A 20,861-nucleotide genomic window follows, 5' to 3' on the forward strand; every position below is an offset into this window, starting at 1 on the left:
TCTAGCCGGACTTTTGCGCCGCGGTCACCCTTTCTCTCTCCGAACGGCCGTTGGCTCAATGCCCCCGCGCGGGAGCGCCCAGCTTGATCGGGCGCAGCACCGCGGCGGTCGGGATCATCAGCACCGCGATGATCGCGAGCGTCCAGAACACGTCGATATAGGCAAGCAAATCCACCTGCTGCTGCAAGGTGCGGCCGACCCAGGCGACCGCCTGCGCGGCCGCATCGCTTGCGTTCGAGCCCTGAGCCTGGAAGAAGCGGGTCATCGTCTCGACGGTCTGCTGGTAGCCGAGATCCGATGGCGCGGCGTGCTCGATCAGGCGGCTCTGGTGGAATTGCTGGCGCTGCGCCAGGATTGTCTGCGCCAGCGCAACGCCCATGGAGCCGCCGATATTGCGGGCGACGTTGATCAGCGCCGAGGCCTGGTTGGTCTTGTCCGGCGGCACGCCGTCATAGGACGCGGTCGTGACCGGCAGGAACAGGAAAGGCAGACCGAGCGCGAGGAAGATGCGCGACATCGCGGCATAGCCGTAGGTGATATCGCCGGTGAGGCCCGTGAGATGCCACATCGAGAACGCGACGATGGCAGCGCCAAGCATGATGAGGTATTTCGGCTGCACGCTGCTGACGAGACGGCCCACCACCGGCATCAGCACCAGGGTCGCGATTCCGCCAGGTGAAAGCGCAAGACCCGCCAGCATGGCGGTGTAGTTCAAATCGCTCTGGAGCAACTGCGGCAAGAGCTGCGTCGTCGAGATCAGCACCGCGCCGGTCGCAAGCATGACCAGGAAGCAGGCGGCGAACTGGCGGCGGCCCAGCAGGCGGAGATCGACGATGGGATCCTCGCGCGTCAGCTCCCACGGGATCAGCGCAAGCAGTGACACGGCCGAAAGGACCGCGAAGAACACGATCACGTTCGAGCCGAACCAGTCGCTGCGCTGGCCCTCGTCGAGCACGTATTCGAGCGAGCCAAGCCCGATCGCAACCAGCAGGAAGCCGACATAGTCGACCCGCAGGCCCTTGCTCAGCAGCTTCTCCCTCTCCTCCTCCGCACCCGACGGCTCCTTGACCAGCGTGCCGACCAGGAACAGCGACAGCAATCCCATGGGAACGTTGATGAGGAACACCCAGTGCCAGGTGTAGGTGTCGGTGATCCAGCCGCCGAGCGTCGGTCCGATCACGGGTGCGACCACGACGGCGACGCCGTAGATCGCGAAGGCCTGGCCGCGTTTGTGCGGCGGGAAGGAGTCGGCAAGGATCGCCTGCTCGCTGGTCGCCATGCCGCCGCCGCCAAGGCCCTGAAGGATGCGAAACAGCACCAGCGCCTGCAAATTCCAGGCGAAGCCGCACAAAAGCGATGAGAACGTGAAGATCGCAACGCAGATCATGTAGAAGCGCTTGCGGCCGATCACGGTCGACAGCCACCCCGAGATCGACAGCACGATGGCGTTGGCGACGAGATAGCTGGTGATGACGTAGGTGCTCTCGTCGATGCCGACGGCAAGCCCACCGGCGATGTGGCGCAAGGCGACATTGGCAATGGTGGTGTCGAGCACCTCCATGAAGGTCGCGATCGAGACGACGAATGCGATGAGGTAGGGATTATGACCGCCAGCCGCCGAGCGCTCCGGCGACCAGCCGCCCGCTGACGCGCCGCCTTGCGCCGTATCCGTCATCGCACCTTGGTCCAGGGCACGACCGACATGCCCGGGCCAACGGGCAAATCCGCCGGCCAGCTGTCGACCACGATCTTCACCGGCACGCGCTGCACCACCTTGACGTAATTTCCGGTGGCGTTCTCCGCCGGCAGCAGGCTGAACGCAGTGCCGGAGCCCGGCTGCACGGATTCGACATGGCCGGTGAGCTTTCGCCCGGGATAGGCGTCGATGCGGATCTCGACCGGCTGGCCCGGCCGCATGTCGTTGAGCTGCGTCTCCTTGTAGTTGGCGACGATCCAGACCTCGTCAGGCACGAACATCATCAGGCTCTGGCCCGGGTTGACGAAAGTGCCCTTGGCGCCGCTGAGCTTGACGACGCGGCCGGACTGCGCGGCAACGACGCTGGTATATTGCAGGTTCAGCTTGGCCTGATCGAGCTGCGCCTGCGACTGCTCGAGCTGCGCCCGGGCGCCTTCGAGCTGGGCCTGCAGCGTCTTGATGCCGACTTGCGCGGCCGTCACCGCGGTCTTCGCGCGTTCAGTATTGGCCTGCTGCGCCTGAAGATCGGAGCGGGTCTGCTGCTGGCGCTGCACGGTGCCGGCGCCCTTCTCGGCGAGATCCTGGGCGCGCGCGAATTCTTCCTGCGAGAACTTGAGCTGGGCCTGGGCCTGATCGAGCTGCGCCTCCGCCTGCTTGATCTGCTCCTGCTGCGAAACGATCTGCGCCTCGACATTGGCGATGTTCGCCCTGGCGACCGCGACCTGAGCATTGGCCTGATCGATGGCGATGCGATAGTCGCGCTCGTCGATCTTGGCGAGAAGGTCCCCGGCTTTGACATGCTGGTTGTCCGTGACCGGGATCTCGGTCACGTAGCCGCCGACCTTGGAGGCCACGGAAAAGCTGCGCGCCGCGACAAAGGCATCGTCGGTGGATTCATAGTGGCGTACCTGAAGCCAGTAGAGCAATCCGCCGATCAGGGCCGCGAGCAAGACAATGGTGCCAACGGTTGCCACCAACCAATGCTCGCGAATCCGGTCTCGCAGCGACGGCGGCTTCGCCGGCTTCGAGTCCTTGGCTTCGCGGACCTGATCAGGAGAGGTCTTCGGAGCTTCCTTCGCCCTCTGCGGCTGCTCCGCGGATGGATTACGCTCCCGGGTTTGAGCATCCACGGTGAACACCTTTCTCAGGGATCAAACTGGCGGCAGGGCCGCCAAAGCCGGCTCACGCGACGCGAGCCCAACTGCAACTCCTGATCATGGTTCCGCTCGTTGCGAGCACCATCGCGTTCGTGAACGCCCTGCCTAAAAAGCGAGCGCGGCGCACCGGGTGCCGCGCTCGCGTCGAGCTTCCTTTCAGCGGAAATGTCTAAGCAGCGGGGACGCCGTAATAGGAATCGATGCCGCGGACTGCGGCGTCGTCACCCCAGTTCCACTCGCTCCGTTCACCGTATTTCGGCGCGCCTTCCAGCTCCTTGGTGGTGATGCCGGTGATATAGCCGCCGAGCTCCGTGTCGTATTTCAGCGACTGCCACGGCAGCGGGTAATGGTCGTTGCCGAGGCCCAGAAATCCGCCGAAGCCGAGCACGGCGTAGGACACCCTGCCGCTGATCTTGTCGATCATCACGCGTTCGATCGAGCCGATTTTGTTGCGGTCGGCGCCGTAGACCGATGTTCCCTCGACCTTATCGCTACCGATCAACCGACCCATTTCGTCTCGGTCCAGTTCACCCTGATTCAACATCTCAATTCTCCACTCAGCCAGTGTGAGACAACCCGAAGAGGTGCGCGATCGTTCCGGCATGTTCCTTCAGACTTGAGGAACATCGCCGGAAACGGGCGGTTCTCTCAACTCAAATCCCGGAAACCAAATGCCGGAAAACGAAGGGCCGCCTCGATGTCCCAGACCGTCTCCGACTTCATCGTTCAACGTCTGCATCAATGGGGCGTGCGCCACCTCTTTGGCTATCCCGGCGACGGCATCAACGGCGTATTCGGCGCCCTTCAGCGCGCTGAGGGCAAGATCGGTTTCGTCCAGACGCGGCATGAGGAGATGGCCGCCTTCATGGCCACCGCCTATGCAAAGTTCTCCGGCCAGCTCGGGGTGTGTATCGCAACTTCGGGTCCCGGCGCCTCGCACCTGATCACCGGGCTCTACGATGCCCTGCTCGATCACCAGCCCGTGCTCGCGATCGTCGGCCAGCAGGCACGCAATGCGCTGGGCGGACATTATCAGCAGGAACTCGACCTCGTCTCGATGTTCAAGGATGTGGCTGGCGCGTATGTCATGCAGGCCTCCTCGCCAGCGCAAATCCGGCATCTGATCGATCGGTCGATCCGGATCGCGCTGGCCCGGCGGACGCCCACGGTGATCATCCTGCCCAACGATATCCAGGAGGAGACCTACGAGGATCCGCCGCGCGCTCACGGCACCCTGCACTCCGGCATCGGCTATAGCGCGCCAAGCATCAAGCCTCGTGACGTTGACCTTGACCGCGCCGCCGAGGTGCTCAATTCCGGCAAGAAGGTCGCGATGCTCATCGGCGCCGGCGCGCTCCACGCCACCGAGGAGGTGATCGCGGTCGCCGACCGCTTGTCCGCCGGCTGCGCCAAGGCGCTGCTCGGCAAGGCAGCTCTCCCCGACGATCTGCCGTGGGTCACCGGCTCGATCGGCCTGCTCGGCACCGAACCCAGCTATAACATGATGATGGAATGCGACACGCTGCTGATGGTCGGCTCCGGGTTTCCGTATTCCGAGTTCCTGCCGAAGGAAGGCGCGGCGCGCGGCGTGCAGATCGACATCGACGCCAGCATGATGTCGATCCGTTTTCCCATGGAGGTCGGCCTCGTCGGCGATGCCGCCGAGACGCTGCGCGCCTTGCTGCCGCGACTGAAACCGAAGAGCGACGGCACGTGGCGCCAGGGGATCCAGGAGGACATCGCAAAATGGTGGAAGACGCTGGATGATCGTGCACATCAGCCTGCGGCACCGGTCAATCCGCAGCTCGTCGCCTGGGAGCTGTCTCCGCGCCTGCCCGACGGCGCCATCGTCACCAGCGATTCCGGCTCCTGCGCCAACTGGTTCGCGCGCGACCTGAAGATGCGCCGCGGCATGACGGCCTCGCTCTCAGGCGGCCTCGCCTCAATGGGTGCCGCAGTGCCCTATGCGCTCGCCGCGAAATACGCCCATTCCGACCGCTCGGTGATTGCCCTCGTCGGCGACGGCGCGATGCAGATGAACAACATGGCCGAACTGATCACCGCAGCGAAGTATTGGCGCGACTGGAAGGATCCGCGCTTCATCGTCTGCGTCTTCAACAACGAAGATCTCAACCAGGTGACCTGGGAGCAGCGTATCATCAACGGCGATCCGAAGTTCGAGGCATCGCAGCGCATCCCAAACGTGTCCTATTCGCGGTTTGCCGAGCTGATCGGCCTCTCCGGCATCTATGTCGACAGCCCGCAGATGCTGGGCTCGGCGTGGGAGCAGGCGCTGGCGAGCCGGATGCCGGTGGTGCTGGAGGTGAAGACCGACCCCGAAGTGCCGCCTTTGCCGCCGCACATCACCCTGCAGCAGGCCAAGAACTTCGCGCTTGCGCTGATGAAGGGCGATCCCAACGAGAGCGGAGTGATCAAGGGGGCGGCGCGGCAGGTGTTGGAAAAGATTCTGCCTGGAAGTGAATGAGGTGAAGCATGAGCGATTTCCGCGATATCCAGCACGGCGTCAACGATCCCGTCGATGGCCTCGACGTGAAGCGGCAGATCAACGACAACCGGACGCCGCACGAGCGGGCACAACGCCATGCAGACGTGCGCGCCGAGGCCACCGCGACGCCGACCGAGCCGTTTCTGCCCGAACGGCTTCGCCGCAAGCCGACCGATCCGATCAACCCACGGAGCGGGCGGAGACCGACGGATTAGCCATTAGGAACTCCGGCCCCTGCAGCGTGTTGGTGGCCGCAACGTCGCGCGCGGCGAGAGGCCGCGCGCCCATTCGAAGGGATCGGACCATGAAACGAATGATTATCGCAGCTGCCTGCGTGCTTCTCGCAGGTCCCGCGCTCGCCCAGTCGCTCGGCGAGAAAACCGGCGTCAACTCGGCGCTCGGCGTCGCGCCTGCCACCGCCGACTTCGTCAAGGAAGCCGCCATCAGCGACATGTTCGAAATCGAGTCGAGCAAGCTCGCCCAGCAGAAAGGCAACGCGCAGGAGAAGACCTTTGCGCAGCAGATGGTGACCGACCACACCAAGACCAGCAGCGAACTCAAGGGCCTCGTCAGCGGCGGCAAGGTGAAGGCGACCCTGCCGACAGCGCTCGACAGTTCGCACCAGAGCAAGCTCGACAAGCTCAAGAGTGCGAATGGGAAGGACTTCAGCTCGGATTACAATTCGTACCAGGTCAGTGCCCATGAGGACGCGGTCTCGCTGTTCGAGCGTTACGCCAAGGGCGGCGACAATTCCGACCTGAAGGATTGGGCCGGCAAGACGCTGCCGGCGCTCAAGCACCATCTCGACATGGCCAAGGAGCTCGGCAAGGCGCCGAGCGTCGGCCAGACCAAGTAAACTTGGTTCAAGTAAACTTTGTTTGAGGACGCCGGATCTTCCGGCGTCCTTCCGTCTAGCAACGATGCCTCGCGCCGCGCATTGGCGTTCGCAAAAGCGCGGAGCCTCTCATGACTAATCCTGACAAGACTTCACTTTCCCGCCGGCACGTCGTCCAAGCGGCGAGCGCAACGCTCGCTGCTGCTTCGCTGGCCTCTTCGACAGCGAAAGGAGACACATCCATGGCCGAGCAGAAACTCGTCGATCCCGTCAGTCGTTTTCCAAAGCCGCCGTTCAAAAAACAGTCGCAGCCCTGGCCTGGCCTTGCCGGCAAGATGGAGCCGCCACCGGATCACGGCGAGAGCAGCTACAAGGGCTCTGGGCGGCTCGCGGGCCGCAAGGCGCTGATCACCGGCGGCGATTCCGGTATGGGCCGCGCCGCTGCGATAGCCTATGCACGCGAAGGCGCCGACGTCGCCATCAACTATCTCCCGGCCGAAGAGCCGGATGCGCAGGACGTCATCGCGCTGATCAAGAAGGAAGGGCGCACCGGGCTCGCGATTCCCGGCGACCTCAAGGATGAGGCTTTCTGCAAGCAGCTGGTGGAGCAGGCCGTCCACGGTCTCGGCGGACTCGACATCGTCGTCTGCAACGCGGCGCGGCAGCAGACACGTGCGTCCATTCTCGACGTCTCCTCGGAAGACTTCGACGCGACCATGAAGACCAACATCTACGCGCCGTTCTGGATCATCAGGGCGGCGCTTCCGCATTTGAAGCCCGGCTCGTGCATCATCGGCACGACATCGGAGCAGGCTTACGATCCCTCTCCCGATCTCTACGATTATGCGCAGACCAAAGCGGCGACGATGAATTACGTAAAGTCGCTGGCGAAGCAGCTCGCCTCCAAGGGCATTCGCGTCAATGGCGTCGCCCCGGGACCGATCTGGACGCCACTCCAGGTCTCCGGCGGCGCTACAATGGAGAAGCTCGAAAAATTCGGCGGCATGACGCCGCTCGGCCGTCCCGGCCAGCCCGCCGAACTGGCCTCGATTTACGTGCAGCTTGCCGCGGCCGACGCGAGCTATGCGACCGGCCAGGTGTATGGGTCCGCTGGCGGATCGGGACAGCCATAGCCCGGCGCTGCAGGCTGATGTCACGCGGCAGAGCCCAGGAACCTTCTTTGTCTCCGGGCTTTACAAAACTGTCACAAAGGACATTACGCTTGCAGACAGATGGCATTGGTAGAGGTCAAACCCAGCCGGATCGATACCGCGATCGCGGATACGATCGCTGATCACACCAATTCAGGCGTCGAGCACACGGCGCAGACATTGACCTGGGCCGCCGACGAGCACGTGCTGCTCGCGCTGGCCGCAATAGGGTGGCTCTATACTCACATCCGACAGCCGCAACAGCGGCCAGTGGCAAATCACATTCTGGCCGTGTCGCTGGCAACGGCCGTCCTGCCGCATCTCCTGAAATCCGTGTTCGATCAGACCAGGCCAGACCGGCTGACCATACGCGGGCACGGGCATGGAGTACCCGTCTCAGGACGGGCGCGCGACGCCTTCCCCTCCGGTCACGCGGTCCATATGGGCGCCCTTGCCTCGGCGGCGGGCTTGCTGCCCAAGACGCCGCGCCGATTGCTGCGCACAGCCGCGATCGCGCTGTCGCTGACACGGATCGCGGTGCTCGCGCACTGGGCAAGCGACGTGGTCACAGGCTTTGCGCTTGGCGCGGTCGTAGAGAGACTCTTGCGGCCATGGACACTGACACAATCGTTTCGCAAGCAGATCAATTGGCGGAAACGGCCGTGACCGAATATGTCCTGCGCTTCATCGCCGGTGGCATCATCGTCTCCGCTTTTGCGATCTTGGGCGACATGCTCAAACCCAAAAGCTTTGCGGGGTTGCTCGGCGCAGCACCGTCGGTCGCACTGGCGACGCTCGGCATCGCCGTCGTCCAGCACGGCCCCCAATATGCCGCGGCCGAAAGCTGGACGATGATCTATGGCGCGGTCGCGCTCGGCTGCTACAGCGTCGTGGTCTGCCATCTGCTGATCAGATATCGTCTGTCCGCGCTGCCCGCGACCGTCCTCGCTGTCATCGTCTGGCTTGCGGTCGCCTTCGGACTGCTCGCCGGCTTCGGAGGTGCGGCCTGATGCCGGTCAAGCTGTCGCTCTCCGCGCTCAAGCAGACACGCTGGTACGAATACGGCATTCGTTTCCTGCTCGGTGGCCTGGCGACCGTGCTCACGGGGGTTCTGGGAGCGCGCTTCGGTGTGTCCGTCGGCGGACTTTTTCTTGCGCTTCCCGCCATCTTCTGCGCGAGCGCCACGCTCGTCGAAAGCCATGAACGCCGCACCAAGGAGAAGGCCGGCCTCAGCGGCACGCGCCGCGGGCAAGAGGCCGCCGGGCTCGACGCAGCTGGTGCCGCCTGGGGAAGCATCGGTCTCCTGGCATTCGCCGCCGTCTTTCATTTCACCGTGGCTGCAAGCGTTCCGGGCGCTTTCGCTGCCGCGTTGATAGTCTGGGCCTTCGTTTCGGTCTTGGCCTGGTGGCTCAGGCGCAAGCTGCGCATCGTCTCCCGCAAACCGCACCGATCAGCGCATTCACTATCGGCCAAGGGCTCTCCCCTTGCGAAGCGCTAGCCCGCTTTGGCCTGCGTTGCCAGCTGCAGTCTCGGCGGTTGAAGGCCCGGGCTGTTGGCCCAGCGCTCGACCTGCTCGATGACCTTCTGGTGGCTCGGACGCACCGGCTTGGGTGCGTCGCTCTCTTCGACATGTATGCGGGGCAATCTGACTTCGTTCGTCATGACGTCTCTCCCATTTGCCGGGAGTATATACCCGCCCAAGAACCTTTGCATCATATAACTTATTGAACTTGCTATGTTTTTTACTCACTTGGCACCGTAGCCGCATCTTGTGGAACCGCGGCCGAATGAGTTCGTTGAGTAAACTACTCAACTTGCTCATTTTGGATGATTGATCATGAACGACCTTCGCGCCGAGCGGCTCCAGGTCATGCTGTCACCGGAAGAACTGGCCGCGGTGGACGACTTCCGGTTCAAACATCGCATGCCGACGCGAGCCGCGGCCGTCCGCGAGCTCCTCAAGCTCGGACTGGCCACCGCCGCTGTCGATGCAGGGCCTAATGTCAAATCGAGCAGGTTCGGGGTTTTCGGGCGCGGCCCGGACGGCCATACGCAACCACATCCGCAGAGCGAGGCCGAGGATTAGTCCAGCCTGATGCTCAAGAAAACGGCCCCGGCACGGGTGCCAGGGCCGTCCTTGGAGATTGCTTCCGGATCACCGGGGGCATGACAACCGGAAGCAATCCCTCGACTCTTTGCGTGCAAATTCGTTCCTGATGAATTAGCCGCTCGGCGCGTCGCCGGAATCATCCGGCGCCATGCCGGAGCCGGGCGTCTTGCTGTTGTCATTCAGCTTGGGATCGCGCGTGGCCTCACGAGAGGGCGAGCCCGTTGGCTCCGACTTGTGCACGGTCTGCGCACGCTGCTTGTCCCGCGGCTGCTGTTCACCGCGTTGATCTCTGATGATGCCTTGGTCGGAATGGGCCATGATAGCTCTCGCCTCTTTGCTGTCTCGAAGCGCTTACGCGCCGGAGCGTCGAAGGTTCCGATCCGCGAGATCAGACTGCTAACTGTGCGCTGAGTGCACCGGGGCCGATGCATTTTCATGGTGCACCTGCCGCACCGTCGTCACGGTGGCGAACGCGACCGACACGCCAAAGGCGAGGATGAGCGAAAGAAGAGCCAGACGTGGAGCCATTGCAAAAACCTCCTGGAATAGGAAATCAACGCGATCGACTGTTGCGAATGATCCTGCTTGCCGTCCGTGAGCAGTCTCACACGCAGATCCACGAAACGAGAGCGTTACGCATCCTGCTTTTGAAGGACGCGGGCTGGAACTGGCGGCACCTCGCCGTCGAGCCAATCCTGCTCGTCGGCGAGTGCCGTCCACGCATTCGCCATGCGCAGAAAACGATTGTGTGACGGCTGTCCTTCGGCGCGCTCAGCGAGCTGGAGGCAGTTGTCGGCGTTATCCCTGAAGATCTCGGACTGTTTCATGAAGATGAATTGGGGACGGAACCGTCGCGTCGCAACCGCCCTTACCGGATGGTAACATCTGCGGAACTTTCGACTGCCGTCCGCCATTGGATATCCATGCGGATTCTCCTCGCGATGGTTTTGGCGTTCATCAGCACGGCCGCGCTTGCCGACAGCACCGGGGAGCGAAGGCCGGCCGGCCGCACGCCGACCGCAACCGAGACCATCAGCGATCTCTACACTTTCAGCCGCTTCCAGCAGGGTCTGCTGGAGAGCACCGACCTCAAGGGCAATGCCGAGGTCAAGAACCTCGCCGCCCTGCGCGCCGAAGAAGCGGCCCGGCGCGACAAGGCTCTGAAGTTGATTCAGGAGGCGATCGGCGCCGAACCGCGCATCACCAAGACGACCCCGGCGAGCGCGAGCCTGGTCGAGCCCGAAACCTCGGACGGGCCGACTTTCGTCAGAAGCTTCTATGCCGCGCAGATTCCCGAATATGAATCTGTGATCGACCTGCTCGAACGCTATCTCAAGGCGCCCGACAATGCCGCGCTTGCAGCGTTCGCGCGTGAGCAGCTCCCGATGTTGCGTTCACAGGTCAAGGACGCCGAACGCACCATGGCGGACAAATAGGGCTGCCAAGCAACCCCTTACTTTTGCCGGCTCTCCGACCGCCCGCTGCGGTTGCCCTCCAGCATCTTGTCGCGGCCGGCATCCCCATTGTCATCCTTGCCGCCCGAACTCGACGTGCCGCTACCGCTGGGATTAGACCGGGTGGACGTACCCGTGGTTGGTGTGTCCGCGCGTGGGGTGGCAGAGCTGGCCGCGGGATCGCCGGTGACGGCCCCGCGGCCGCTGGGGGCCCCGCTCTGCGCCAATGCCGATCCGGCCAACAACATCACGGTCCCGATGACGGCAAATCCTGCTTTCATGTGCGCTCTCCCTGCATCTGCGGGCTAACGGCACGCCGGGCGCTCCGTTCCGGAAGGCAGATGACCAAGTCGCTGAAAACAAACCGATCTGCCGGCCCGCAAAGACTGGAACCGGATGGAACCATTCCGGGGGATCGCACTTATGTTAATCGGGCTGAGCAAAGCAGGTTCCACTTCCGGCGCCGTGACGTTGGCGCTTGATTTCGAATTTGGCTGACGCTCTATTTTGATAAACCGCGTCTCGCCTGGGAATCGGCCGACGCCTGCGGGGGACAAATTATGAGCGACCTCGATCCCGGATCTGCATCACGTTCCGGTCGTCGCGTTCCAAAGCCAAAAACCAACGGCATGTCGGAGCCCGATTCCCGGGCAGAATTGCTGCTCGCCCTGCAGGCCATGCGCAACGGCGATTTCTCCGTGCGCATGAGCGGCGACTATCTCGGCATCGACGGCAAGCTCGCCGATACTTTCAACGACATCATCGCCGCCAATCAGCGCATGGCGCAGCAGCTCGAGCTGGTCGGCCAGGTCGTGGGCCGCGAGGGCAAGACGCGCCAGCGCGTGAAGTTCGGCCTGGCCTCCGGCTCCTGGGCCGACATGGAAGGCTCCGTCAACACGCTGATCGACGATTTGCTGTGGCCGACGCGCGAGGTGACGCGCGCGGTCGCGGCCGTGGCTCAGGGCGACCTGCTCCAGACCGTCAAGCTCGACGTCGATGGACGTCCGCTGCGCGGCGAATTCCTGCAGTCGGCGACCATCGTCAACACCATGATCAAGCAGCTCGGCGTGTTCACGTCCGAAGTGACGCGCGTGGCGCGCGAGGTCGGCACCGAGGGCAAGCTCGGCGGCCAGGCCCAGGTGCCTGAGGTGACCGGCGTCTGGAAGGATCTGACCGAGAGCGTCAACTCGATGGCGAACAACCTGACCAACCAGGTTCGCAACATCGCCGAGGTGACGATCGCGGTTGCGAACGGCGACCTCTCGAAGAAGATCACGGTCGACGTCCGCGGCGAGATCCTTCAGCTCAAGGAAGCCATCAACACGATGGTGGACCAGCTCCGTTCCTTTGCCTCGGAAGTGACGCGCGTCGCGCGCGAAGTCGGCACCGACGGCAAACTTGGCGGCCAGGCCATCGTGCCCGGCGTCGCCGGCACCTGGAAGGATCTCACTGATAGCGTCAACGCGATGTGCGGCAACCTCACCGCACAGGTGCGCAACATCGCCAACGTCACCACCGCCGTGGCGCGCGGCGACCTGTCGCGCAAGATCACGGTGGACGTGCGTGGCGAGATCCTGGAGCTGAAGGACACCATCAACACCATGGTGGACCAGCTCAACTCGTTCGCCTCGGAAGTGACGCGCGTCGCGCGCGAGGTCGGCACCGAAGGCAAGCTCGGCGGCCAGGCCCAGGTGCCGGGCGTCGCCGGTACCTGGAAGGACCTCACCGACAACGTCAACTTCATGGCGTCGAACCTCACCGCGCAGGTCCGCAACATCGCCGACGTTGCCACCGCCATCGCGAGCGGCGACCTCTCCAAGAAGATCACGGTGAACGTCTCCGGCGAAATCCTTCAATTGAAGGAAACGCTCAACACGATGGTCGACCAGCTCAACGCCTTCGCCGGCGAAGTCACGCGCGTCGCGCGCGAGGTCGGCACCGAGGGCCGGCTCGGCGGTCAGGCCAACGTGCTCGGCGTCGCCGGCACCTGGAAGGACTTGACCGAGAGCGTCAACTCGATGGCCTCGAACCTCACCGCGCAGGTCCGTAACATCGCCGAGGTGACGACCGCGGTCGCCGGCGGCGATTTGTCGAAAAAGATCACCGTCGATGTCCGCGGCGAAATCCTGGAGCTGAAAGACACCATCAACACCATGGTGGACCAGCTCAACGCCTTTGCCGGCGAAGTCACGCGCGTCGCGCGCGAGGTCGGCACCGAAGGCAAGCTCGGCGGCCAGGCCCAGGTGCGCGGCGTCGCCGGCACCTGGAAGGATCTCACCGACAGCGTCAACTCGATGGCCTCGAACCTGACCGGCCAGGTCCGCAACATCGCCGAAGTCGCAACCGCGGTGGCCAAGGGGGATTTGTCGAAGAAGATCACAGTCAACGTGTCAGGCGAAATCCTTCAGCTGAAGGAAACGCTCAACACCATGGTGGACCAGCTCAACGCCTTCGCCGGCGAAGTCACGCGCGTCGCGCGCGAAGTCGGTACCGAAGGCAAGCTCGGCGGCCAGGCCGAAGTCCCCGGCGTCGCCGGCACCTGGAAGGACCTCACCGACAGCGTCAACTCGATGGCGGGCAACCTCACCGCGCAGGTCCGCAACATCGCCGAAGTCGCGACCGCGATCGCCGGCGGCGACTTGTCGCGCAAGATTACCGTGGACGTGCGCGGCGAGATCCTTCAGCTCAAGGACACGCTGAACACGATGGTCGACCAGCTCAACCGCTTCGCGGGCGAGGTGACGCGCGTGGCGCGCGAGGTCGGCACCGAAGGTCGGCTCGGCGGCCAGGCCAACGTGCCCGGCGTCGCCGGCACCTGGAAGGACCTCACCGACAGCGTCAACTCGATGGCGGGCAACCTCACCGCCCAGGTCCGCAACATCGCCGAAGTGACCACGGCCGTGGCGCGCGGCGACCTCTCGCGCAAGATCACTGTCGACGTCCGTGGCGAGATTTTGGAGCTGAAGAATACCATCAACACCATGGTGGACCAGCTCAACGGCTTCGCCGGTGAGGTCACGCGCGTCGCGCGCGAGGTCGGCACCGAAGGCAAGCTCGGCGGCCAGGCCGAGGTGCCCGGCGTTGCCGGCACCTGGAAGGATCTCACCGACAACGTCAACTTCATGGCCTCGAACCTGACGGCGCAGGTCCGCAACATCGCCGAGGTCGCGACAGCGATCGCCGGCGGCGACCTGTCGAAGAAGATCACGGTGGACGTGCGCGGCGAAATTCTGCTGCTCAAGGACACCTTGAACACCATGGTCGAGCAGCTCCGCTCCTTCGCCGCGGAAGTGACGCGCGTCGCACGCGAGGTCGGCACCGAGGGCCGGCTCGGCGGCCAGGCCGTCGTGCCCGGCGTCGGCGGCACCTGGAAGGACCTCACCGACAACGTCAATTTGCTGGCCGCGAACCTCACCACCCAGGTCCGCAACATCGCCGAAGTCACCACCGCCGTCGCGCGCGGCGACCTGTCGCGCAAGATCACCGTCGACGTGAAGGGCGAAATCCTCGAGCTCAAGAACACCATCAACACCATGGTGGACCAGCTCAATGCGTTCGCTGGCGAAGTCACGCGCGTTGCCCGCGAGGTCGGCACCGAAGGCGAACTCGGCGGCCAGGCCCAGGTGCCCGGCGTCGCCGGCACCTGGAAAGATCTCACCGACACCGTCAACTTCATGGCGGCGAACCTGACCGAGCAGGTCCGCGGCATCGTCAAGGTGGTGACCGCCGTCGCCAACGGCGACCTCAAGCAGAACCTCACCGTGAAATCGAAGGGCGAGGTCGCGGCGCTCGCCGACACCATCAACAACATGACCGAGACGCTCGCGACCTTCGCCGACCAGGTGACGTCGGTGGCGCGCGAGGTCGGCGTCGAGGGCCGGCTCGGCGGTCAGGCCGACGTGCCCGGCGCCGCGGGCACCTGGAAGGATCTCACCGGCAACGTCAATTTGCTGGCGGCCAACCTCACCTCGCAGGTGCGCGCGATCGCGGAAGTGGCGACCGCCGTGACCAAGGGCGACCTGACGCGGTCGATCCAGGTCGACGCCCGTGGCGAGGTCGCGGAGCTGAAAGACAACATCAACACGATGATCACGAACCTCCGTCTCACGACGGATGTGAACACCGAACAGGACTGGCTGAAGACCAATCTGGCGAAATTCACCAACATGCTTCAGGGCCAGCGCGACCTCACCACCGTCGGTCGCCTGCTGCTGACCGAATTGTCGCCGCTGGTGAACGCGCATACCGGCGTGATCTATCAGGTCGAGAACGAAGACAGTCCGCGGCTCCTGCTGCTTGCCTCCTATGCCGGCGACGGCGTCTATCCGTATCCGCGCGTGCTGCCATTCGGCGACGGCCTGATCGGCCAATGCGCGCTCGACCGGCGCCCGCGCGTGATTGCGGACATCCCGCCCGACGTGGTGCCGATCAATTCGGCGCTGCTTCGCGTCGCGCCGAAGAACCTCGTGGTGCTGCCGGTGCTGTTCGAAGGACAGGTCAAGGCGGTCATCGAGCTCGCCTCGCTCACCTCCTTCACGACCTCGCAGATGACCTTCCTGGAGCAGCTCACGGACTCGATCGGCATCGTGCTCAACTCGATCGAGGCGACGATGCAGACCGAAGGCCTGCTCAAGCAGTCGCAGCAGCTCGCCGGCGAGCTCCAGACCCAGCAGCGCGAATTGCAGCAGACCAACGACCAGCTCGAACAGAAGGCGCAGCAGCTCGCCGAGCGCAACGTCGAAGTCGAGCGCAAGAACCAGGAGATCGAGCAGGCCCGTCGCGCACTGGAGGAAAAGGCGACCGAGCTCGCGCTGACCTCGAAGTACAAGTCCGAATTCCTGGCCAATATGAGCCACGAGCTGCGCACGCCGCTGAACTCCATCCTGATCCTCGGCCAGCAGCTCACCGACAATCCGGACGGCAATCTTACCGGCAAGCAGGTCGAATTCGCCCGCACCATCCACGGCGCCGGCACCGACCTGCTCAATCTCATCAGCGACATTCTCGATCTCTCCAAGATCGAGTCCGGCACGGTGACGGTCGACGCCGAGGAAATCCTGACCGCGAACCTGCTCGAGACGGTCGGGCGGCCGTTCCGTCACGAGGCGGAGAACCGCAATTTGTCGTTCAAGATCGACGTCGATCCGAATCTCGCGCGTAGCCTCGTCACCGATTCCAAGCGCCTGCAGCAGGTTTTGAAGAACCTGCTCTCCAACGCCTTCAAGTTCACCGCCGAAGGCGAGGTGCGCCTGAAGGTCGCCGCCGCGGTCGGCGGCTGGGGCACGGATCATCCCGTGCTGAACTCGGCGCCGGCGGTGATCGCATTCGAAGTGTCCGACACCGGCATCGGCATTCCCCTGGAGAAGCAGAAACTGATCTTCGAGGCCTTCCAGCAAGCCGATGCCGGCACCAGCCGCAAATATGGCGGCACCGGCCTCGGCCTTGCGATCAGCCGCGAGCTCGCAAGCCTACTCGGCGGCGAGATCCACCTGCGCAGCTTGCCGGGCAAGGGCTCGTGCTTCACGCTTTACCTGCCGCTGAAATATTCCGGCCCGACGCTCGCGCCCCGCGCCACGCCCCAACAGAGCCAGCCGCCGGCGCTGCAGCCCGCGACAGCCGAACCGCAGCGCGTGATCGAGCAGCTTCCCGACGACCGGCTCAACCTCGAACCCGGCGACAGCATCCTTCTGATCGTCGAGGACGACCCGCACTATGCGCGCGTGCTGGTCGATCTCGCGCGCGACAAGGGATTCAAGGTGCTGGTCGCCGCCCGCGGCGCAGAGGCGCTGGAACTTGCAAAGCAGTACCAGCCGAGAGCCGTCTCGCTCGACGTGTTCCTGCCGGATATGCTCGGCTGGACTGTGCTGAGCCAGCTCAAGCACAATCCGCTGACCCGCCACATCCCCGTGCAGATCATCACGCTCGACGAGGACCGCCAGCATGCGCTGGCGCGCGGCGCCTTCTCCTTCGTCAACAAGCCGACGACGACCGAGGGTGTCTCGGCCGCGCTGACGCAGATCAAGGAATATGCGCGGCCGCGGCGCAAGCGGCTGCTGATCGTCGAGGACAACGAGGCCGAGCAGCTCTCGATCCGTGAGCTCCTGCACCACGACGACATCGAGATCGTGACGACCGGAACCGGTGCCGACGCGCTCTCGATGCTGCGTGAGAAGCCCTGTGATTGCGTCGTGCTCGACCTGCGCCTACCCGACATGACCGGCTTCGAGGTGCTGGACCAGATCCGGAACGATGACGCGCTATCGAATGTTCCGGTCGTCGTCTTCACCGGCCGCGAGCTGTCGGCCGAGGAAGATGCGGAACTCCACACCATGGCGCGGAGCATCGTGGTCAAGGGCGTGGAATCGCCGGAGCGACTGCTCGACGAGACCGCGCTGTTCCTGCATCGCGTGATCACGGAATTGCCGGTCGAGAAGCAGCGCATGCTCGAGAAGCTGAACAGTTCCGACGAAGACCTGATCGGCAAGACCGCCCTGCTCGTCGACGACGACGCCCGCAACATCTTCGCACTGTCGAGCGTGCTGGAGCGGCGCGGCATGAAGGTGCTGACGGCCACGACCGGGAACGAGGCGGTGACCCTGGTCGAATCCAACCCGGAGATCGCCATCGTGCTGATGGACATCATGATGCCGCAGATGGATGGGTATCAGACGATCGGCGTCATTCGTGAAAACCCGACCTTCGCCCGTCTTCCGATCATCGCGTTGACGGCCAAGGCCATGAAGGGCGACCGCGAGAAATGTCTCGAGGCCGGCGCGTCCGACTATCTCGCCAAACCCGTCAACACCGATCAATTGCTGCTTGCAATCCGCATGTGGCTGCACCGCTGAGTTGGATGCCCGTATGGACCACGAAAAGGTCAACATCCTCCTCGTCGACGACCAGCCGGCCAAGCTGCTCGCCTATGAGGTGATCCTGAAGGATCTCGGCCAGAATCTCGTGATCGCCTCGTCCGGTCGCGAGGCCCTGGAGGTGCTGCTCAAGACCGAGATCGCGGTGATCCTGGTCGACGTCTGCATGCCCGAGCTCGACGGCTTCGAGCTCGCCGCGATGATCCGCGAGCACCCGCGCTTCCAGAAGACCGCGATGATCTTCATCTCGGCCATTCAAGTCAGCGACATCGACCGCCTGCGCGGCTACGAGATGGGCGCCGTCGACTACGTCCCCGTGCCTGTCGTGCCGGAGGTGCTGCGCGCCAAGGTCAAGGTGTTTGCAGAGCTCTATCGCAAGACTCGCGAACTCGAACGACTGAACCAGGATCTCGAGGACCGCGTGCGTGCACGCACCGCCGAGCTGGAGAATTCCACTGCAAAGCTGCGCGAGAGCGAAGAGCGGCGCAGCATGGCAATCGCCGCCGGCAAGATGGGCTCCTGGGATTGGGACTGGATCACCGGCGACTGGATGTGGGACGAGGGACAATACCGCATCTTTGGTGTTGGCCCGGAGAGCTTCGAGGTGAATCCGGCCAACGTTCAGGCGCTGTTGCATCCGGATGACGTCGATCAATTGCGCAAGGCGATTGCCGAATTCAACAAGGGCACACGCTCCTATGAAACGGAGTTCCGCATCGTGCGGCCCGACGGCGATGTGCGCTGGTGTGTCGGCACGGCCGCCGCCACGGTTGACGATAGCGGTCGGGTCATGCGCGTCAGCGGCGTGACGGTGGACATCACCGAACGCAAGCGCGCCGAGGAACGGCAGACTCTCCTGGCGCGGGAAGTCGATCATCGCGCCAAGAATGCGCTGGCGCTGGCGCAATCGATCGTGCGCCTCACCCGCGCCGACGAAGTCAAAGCCTATGTCAGCGCCGTCGAAGGACGCATCAATGCACTGGCGCGCGTGCATACGATCCTGTCGCTATCGAGCTGGCAGGGCGCCGAACTCTCGAAGCTGATCGACGAGGAGCTTGCGCCCTATTCCCTCGGGGGCCAGATCAAATTGGCGGGGTCCGAAGTTCAGTTGCTGCCGGCAACCGCCCAGACGCTGGCGCTGGCGCTGCATGAGCTTTTCACCAACTCGGCGAAGTATGGCGCGCTCTCGACGCGGACGGGACGGCTCGCGATCGGCTGGCAGGTCGCGGACGAGTTGCTCACGCTGACCTGGGAGGAATCCGGCGGCCCGCTTGTCATGACGCCGAAATCCCGCGGCTTTGGTACGCGGAGCCTGCTTGCGAGCGTCGAGTCCCAGCTTGGCGGGCAGGCGCGATTCGATTGGCGGGCCGAGGGTCTGTTGTGCCGGCTCGAGGTACCGTTGGTCCGCAAGACTGCCGCGACCACCGCGCCCGGCAACTTCGAAGCCGCCAGCTCTGCCGAATTGCAGCGCGCGTCCGGTTAGCCGGAGGCCGCACTCTTCCTGCGCTGCGTCGTTTGCGGTTCGCGCGCGACCCGTCCTTCGAGCCATGCTTCCGTTTGGGCGAGATCGCGCAGCGCCTTGGCATAGCGGCACGCCGCGCTTCGCTCCGCCCCGCGGGGCAGCTTCCGCGCCTTGCGGAGGATGTCCGCAGCGGCGTTACGATAAGCCAGAGAGCGATAGAGAAAGACCACCTTACCCATATCGAATGTTCCCGTGTTGCGCGGTCATTCTTGCAGGCCCGGCATGAACGTCGGATGAAGCGGACTATGACAATTCCTTCATGCGGGTGGAACCGGCGAGTGACGCAGGCGTTGCATGCCAGATTGGGATAGAGTTCCATGCGCGCGAAGAAGTCGTCGGACCTGATCTCTCCCAGCGGGCTCATCAAGCTGATGACGCACGCCATGATGGGCGCAGCCCTCGGGCTCGCTTTCAGCCTCTTGCTCGTGCTGTCCAATCCCGGCGTCGCCGATTTGCTGAGTCATGGCGGAAGGCAGGCCGTGGTCGTGTTCGCCCTCACATTGGTGACGACGTTCGCGATCGGCGCGACACTGACCGGCGTCGTATTCATCCTCGCAGAGGACAAGCAAACTTGAACTATGCGGGATTTACCGGAACTTCTTTGTTCGGAACTCCTGCGACGAATGGCAGTTGGCTGCCTGCGTCAATTCAACTCAGGGAGTTCCCGAACATGAAGACTACCAAGCTCGCTCTTGCCGTGATGTTGGCAACCGGCCTGGCCGCCGCACCGTTCGCCGTGCAGGCCAAGTCGCACAAGGCGAAACACGGATCCTCGATGTCGTCGTCGCAGACCACCACGGGCGCCAACACCAAGTCCTCCAAGGGTGCTGACCCCTCCGGTCAGGGCGGCTCAGGCCCCGGCTCCGACCAGGGCGGCACCATGACGAACAACAAGGCCGGCATGAGCAACACCAAGTAAATCCCCGCCGAGATGTCAGACAAAAGCCCCGCGGCCGCGCGGGGCTTTTCCCTCCGGGAGCCGCTGACTTCACGCCGCGCTGCGTTGAAGGTGCCGACCTTCCTTGATCTCTTCGATGATTTTGGCGCTGAAGGCTTCGAGATCTCCGGGGTTGCGCGAGGTGATGACGCCCTGGTCAACAACCACCTCCGAGTCTTCCCATGCCGCGCCGGCATTGATGACATCGGTCTTGATCGATTTGTATGAGGTCAGCTTGCGGCCCTTGGCGATGCCTGTTTCAATCAGGAGCCAAGGCGCATGGCAGACAGCCGCAACGATCTTCTTCGCGTTGAAGATGTCCTTGACGAAGCTCAGCGCCTTCGGCTCGACCCGCAGGAGGTCCGGATTGATCTGCCCGCCCGGCAGAACGACCGCGTCGTAGTCGCTGCCGGAAACCTGGTCGAGGGTCCTGTCCACCTTCACGGCCCGACCCCAATCCTTTTTGTCCCAGCCCTTGATCTCGCCGGGTGCAAGCGAGACGACGTGGACCGTCGCGCCCGCCTGTTTCAAGCGGTCGCGCGGCACTTCCAGTTCCGATTGTTCAAAGCCGTGCGTGGCCAAAATCGCGATCGTCTTACCCTGAAGCTCCATGGAACACTCCGT

At 63.9% G+C, this 20,861-nt stretch carries 22 protein-coding genes; 13 read left to right on the forward strand and 9 right to left on the reverse strand.

The genetic code is table 11. The annotated features are described in order from the left end of the window. Positions 1–55: 55 nt before the first annotated feature. The 3 genes from AC0L3S_RS23030 to AC0L3S_RS23040 form a co-directional block, all read right to left on the reverse strand. On the reverse strand, positions 56–1,675 hold the full coding sequence (locus AC0L3S_RS23030) for a DHA2 family efflux MFS transporter permease subunit (RefSeq protein WP_473265157.1): 1,620 nt from the start codon (positions 1,673–1,675) through the stop codon (positions 56–58). Continuing rightward, positions 1,672–2,826 carry an HlyD family secretion protein gene (locus tag AC0L3S_RS23035; protein WP_473281470.1) on the reverse strand — a complete coding sequence of 385 codons (1,155 nt, stop codon included), beginning with the start codon at positions 2,824–2,826 and terminating at the stop codon, positions 1,672–1,674. Before AC0L3S_RS23035 ends, AC0L3S_RS23030 begins: the two co-directional genes overlap by 4 nt. Before the next feature lie 196 nt (positions 2,827–3,022). Next, positions 3,023–3,397: a PRC-barrel domain-containing protein gene (locus AC0L3S_RS23040; RefSeq protein WP_473281472.1), complete on the reverse strand. Its 375-nt coding sequence runs from the start codon at positions 3,395–3,397 to the stop codon at positions 3,023–3,025. Between the two features lie 153 nt (positions 3,398–3,550). Between AC0L3S_RS23040 and AC0L3S_RS23045 the strand changes: the two genes are divergently transcribed. From AC0L3S_RS23045 to AC0L3S_RS23075, 7 genes are all read left to right on the forward strand, one after another. Further along, positions 3,551–5,338 (forward strand): thiamine pyrophosphate-requiring protein, encoded by a 1,788-nt coding sequence (locus tag AC0L3S_RS23045; protein ID WP_473281474.1) that lies wholly within the window; start codon positions 3,551–3,553, stop codon positions 5,336–5,338. A gap of 8 nt (positions 5,339–5,346) precedes the next feature. Continuing rightward, positions 5,347–5,574: a hypothetical protein gene (locus AC0L3S_RS23050; RefSeq protein WP_007594757.1), complete on the forward strand. Its 228-nt coding sequence runs from the start codon at positions 5,347–5,349 to the stop codon at positions 5,572–5,574. Between the two features lie 89 nt (positions 5,575–5,663). Continuing rightward, entirely contained in the window at positions 5,664–6,215 is a 552-nt protein-coding gene (locus AC0L3S_RS23055) for a DUF4142 domain-containing protein (RefSeq protein WP_473281476.1), read from the forward strand. 221 nt (positions 6,216–6,436) lie between these two features. Beyond that, a complete protein-coding gene (locus tag AC0L3S_RS23060; RefSeq protein WP_473281478.1) occupies positions 6,437–7,327 on the forward strand; it encodes an SDR family oxidoreductase in 891 nt (296 codons plus the stop codon). A 99-nt stretch (positions 7,328–7,426) separates the two neighbouring features. Next, the gene (locus AC0L3S_RS23065; RefSeq protein ID WP_473281480.1) at positions 7,427–8,011 is read left to right on the forward strand and encodes a phosphatase PAP2 family protein; all 585 of its coding nucleotides are present in this window, start codon (positions 7,427–7,429) and stop codon (positions 8,009–8,011) included. After that, positions 8,008–8,355, forward strand: a complete 348-nt coding sequence (locus tag AC0L3S_RS23070; RefSeq protein ID WP_473265151.1) for a DUF3147 family protein — start codon at positions 8,008–8,010, stop codon at positions 8,353–8,355. Before AC0L3S_RS23065 ends, AC0L3S_RS23070 begins: the two co-directional genes overlap by 4 nt. Continuing rightward, positions 8,355–8,843 carry a hypothetical protein gene (locus AC0L3S_RS23075; RefSeq protein WP_007607313.1) on the forward strand — a complete coding sequence of 163 codons (489 nt, stop codon included), beginning with the start codon at positions 8,355–8,357 and terminating at the stop codon, positions 8,841–8,843. The genes AC0L3S_RS23070 and AC0L3S_RS23075 overlap by 1 nt, the downstream gene beginning before the upstream one ends. Here AC0L3S_RS23075 and AC0L3S_RS23080 read toward each other — a convergent pair. Then, a complete protein-coding gene (locus AC0L3S_RS23080; protein WP_473281482.1) occupies positions 8,840–9,007 on the reverse strand; it encodes a hypothetical protein in 168 nt (55 codons plus the stop codon). The genes AC0L3S_RS23075 and AC0L3S_RS23080 overlap by 4 nt on opposite strands. A 175-nt stretch (positions 9,008–9,182) precedes the next feature. On the opposite strand from AC0L3S_RS23080, the gene AC0L3S_RS23085 reads away from it, so the two are divergent. Beyond that, positions 9,183–9,431 carry a hypothetical protein gene (locus AC0L3S_RS23085; protein ID WP_473265150.1) on the forward strand — a complete coding sequence of 83 codons (249 nt, stop codon included), beginning with the start codon at positions 9,183–9,185 and terminating at the stop codon, positions 9,429–9,431. A 135-nt stretch (positions 9,432–9,566) separates the two neighbouring features. Here AC0L3S_RS23085 and AC0L3S_RS23090 read toward each other — a convergent pair whose 3' ends face one another. Together AC0L3S_RS23090 and AC0L3S_RS23095 are read right to left on the reverse strand one after the other, a co-directional pair. Beyond that, a complete protein-coding gene (locus AC0L3S_RS23090; RefSeq protein WP_027516516.1) occupies positions 9,567–9,773 on the reverse strand; it encodes a hypothetical protein in 207 nt (68 codons plus the stop codon). Between the two features lie 314 nt (positions 9,774–10,087). Next, a complete protein-coding gene (locus AC0L3S_RS23095; RefSeq protein ID WP_473265206.1) occupies positions 10,088–10,282 on the reverse strand; it encodes a hypothetical protein in 195 nt (64 codons plus the stop codon). 96 nt (positions 10,283–10,378) lie between these two features. Between AC0L3S_RS23095 and AC0L3S_RS23100 the strand changes: the two genes are divergently transcribed. Beyond that, positions 10,379–10,891: a DUF4142 domain-containing protein gene (locus AC0L3S_RS23100; protein ID WP_473281484.1), complete on the forward strand. Its 513-nt coding sequence runs from the start codon at positions 10,379–10,381 to the stop codon at positions 10,889–10,891. Between the two features lie 17 nt (positions 10,892–10,908). On the opposite strand, the gene AC0L3S_RS23105 is transcribed toward AC0L3S_RS23100, so the two are convergent. After that, positions 10,909–11,190, reverse strand: coding sequence for a hypothetical protein (locus AC0L3S_RS23105; RefSeq protein WP_473281486.1), 282 nt, complete (start codon positions 11,188–11,190; stop codon positions 10,909–10,911). A gap of 279 nt (positions 11,191–11,469) precedes the next feature. On the opposite strand from AC0L3S_RS23105, the gene AC0L3S_RS23110 reads away from it, so the two are divergent. Together AC0L3S_RS23110 and AC0L3S_RS23115 are read left to right on the forward strand one after the other, a co-directional pair. Then, a complete protein-coding gene (locus AC0L3S_RS23110) occupies positions 11,470–17,757 on the forward strand; it encodes a HAMP domain-containing protein (protein WP_473281488.1) in 6,288 nt (2,095 codons plus the stop codon). Between the two features lie 13 nt (positions 17,758–17,770). Further along, positions 17,771–19,261: an HWE histidine kinase domain-containing protein gene (locus AC0L3S_RS23115; protein WP_473265146.1), complete on the forward strand. Its 1,491-nt coding sequence runs from the start codon at positions 17,771–17,773 to the stop codon at positions 19,259–19,261. On the opposite strand, the gene AC0L3S_RS23120 is transcribed toward AC0L3S_RS23115, so the two are convergent. Next, a complete protein-coding gene (locus AC0L3S_RS23120) occupies positions 19,258–19,479 on the reverse strand; it encodes a hypothetical protein (protein WP_018456200.1) in 222 nt (73 codons plus the stop codon). The genes AC0L3S_RS23115 and AC0L3S_RS23120 overlap by 4 nt on opposite strands. Positions 19,480–19,617: 138 nt before the next feature. Between AC0L3S_RS23120 and AC0L3S_RS23125 the strand changes: the two genes are divergently transcribed. Both AC0L3S_RS23125 and AC0L3S_RS23130 read left to right on the forward strand, forming a co-directional pair. Continuing rightward, positions 19,618–19,875 (forward strand): hypothetical protein, encoded by a 258-nt coding sequence (locus AC0L3S_RS23125; RefSeq protein WP_473281490.1) that lies wholly within the window; start codon positions 19,618–19,620, stop codon positions 19,873–19,875. A 95-nt stretch (positions 19,876–19,970) separates the two neighbouring features. Further along, entirely contained in the window at positions 19,971–20,219 is a 249-nt protein-coding gene (locus AC0L3S_RS23130; protein ID WP_018456198.1) for a hypothetical protein, read from the forward strand. A gap of 69 nt (positions 20,220–20,288) precedes the next feature. On the opposite strand, the gene AC0L3S_RS23135 is transcribed toward AC0L3S_RS23130, so the two are convergent. Beyond that, entirely contained in the window at positions 20,289–20,849 is a 561-nt protein-coding gene (locus AC0L3S_RS23135) for a type 1 glutamine amidotransferase domain-containing protein (RefSeq protein ID WP_473265205.1), read from the reverse strand. Positions 20,850–20,861 lie beyond the last annotated feature (12 nt).

It is taken from the genome of Bradyrhizobium sp. Ken01, assembly GCF_055807355.1.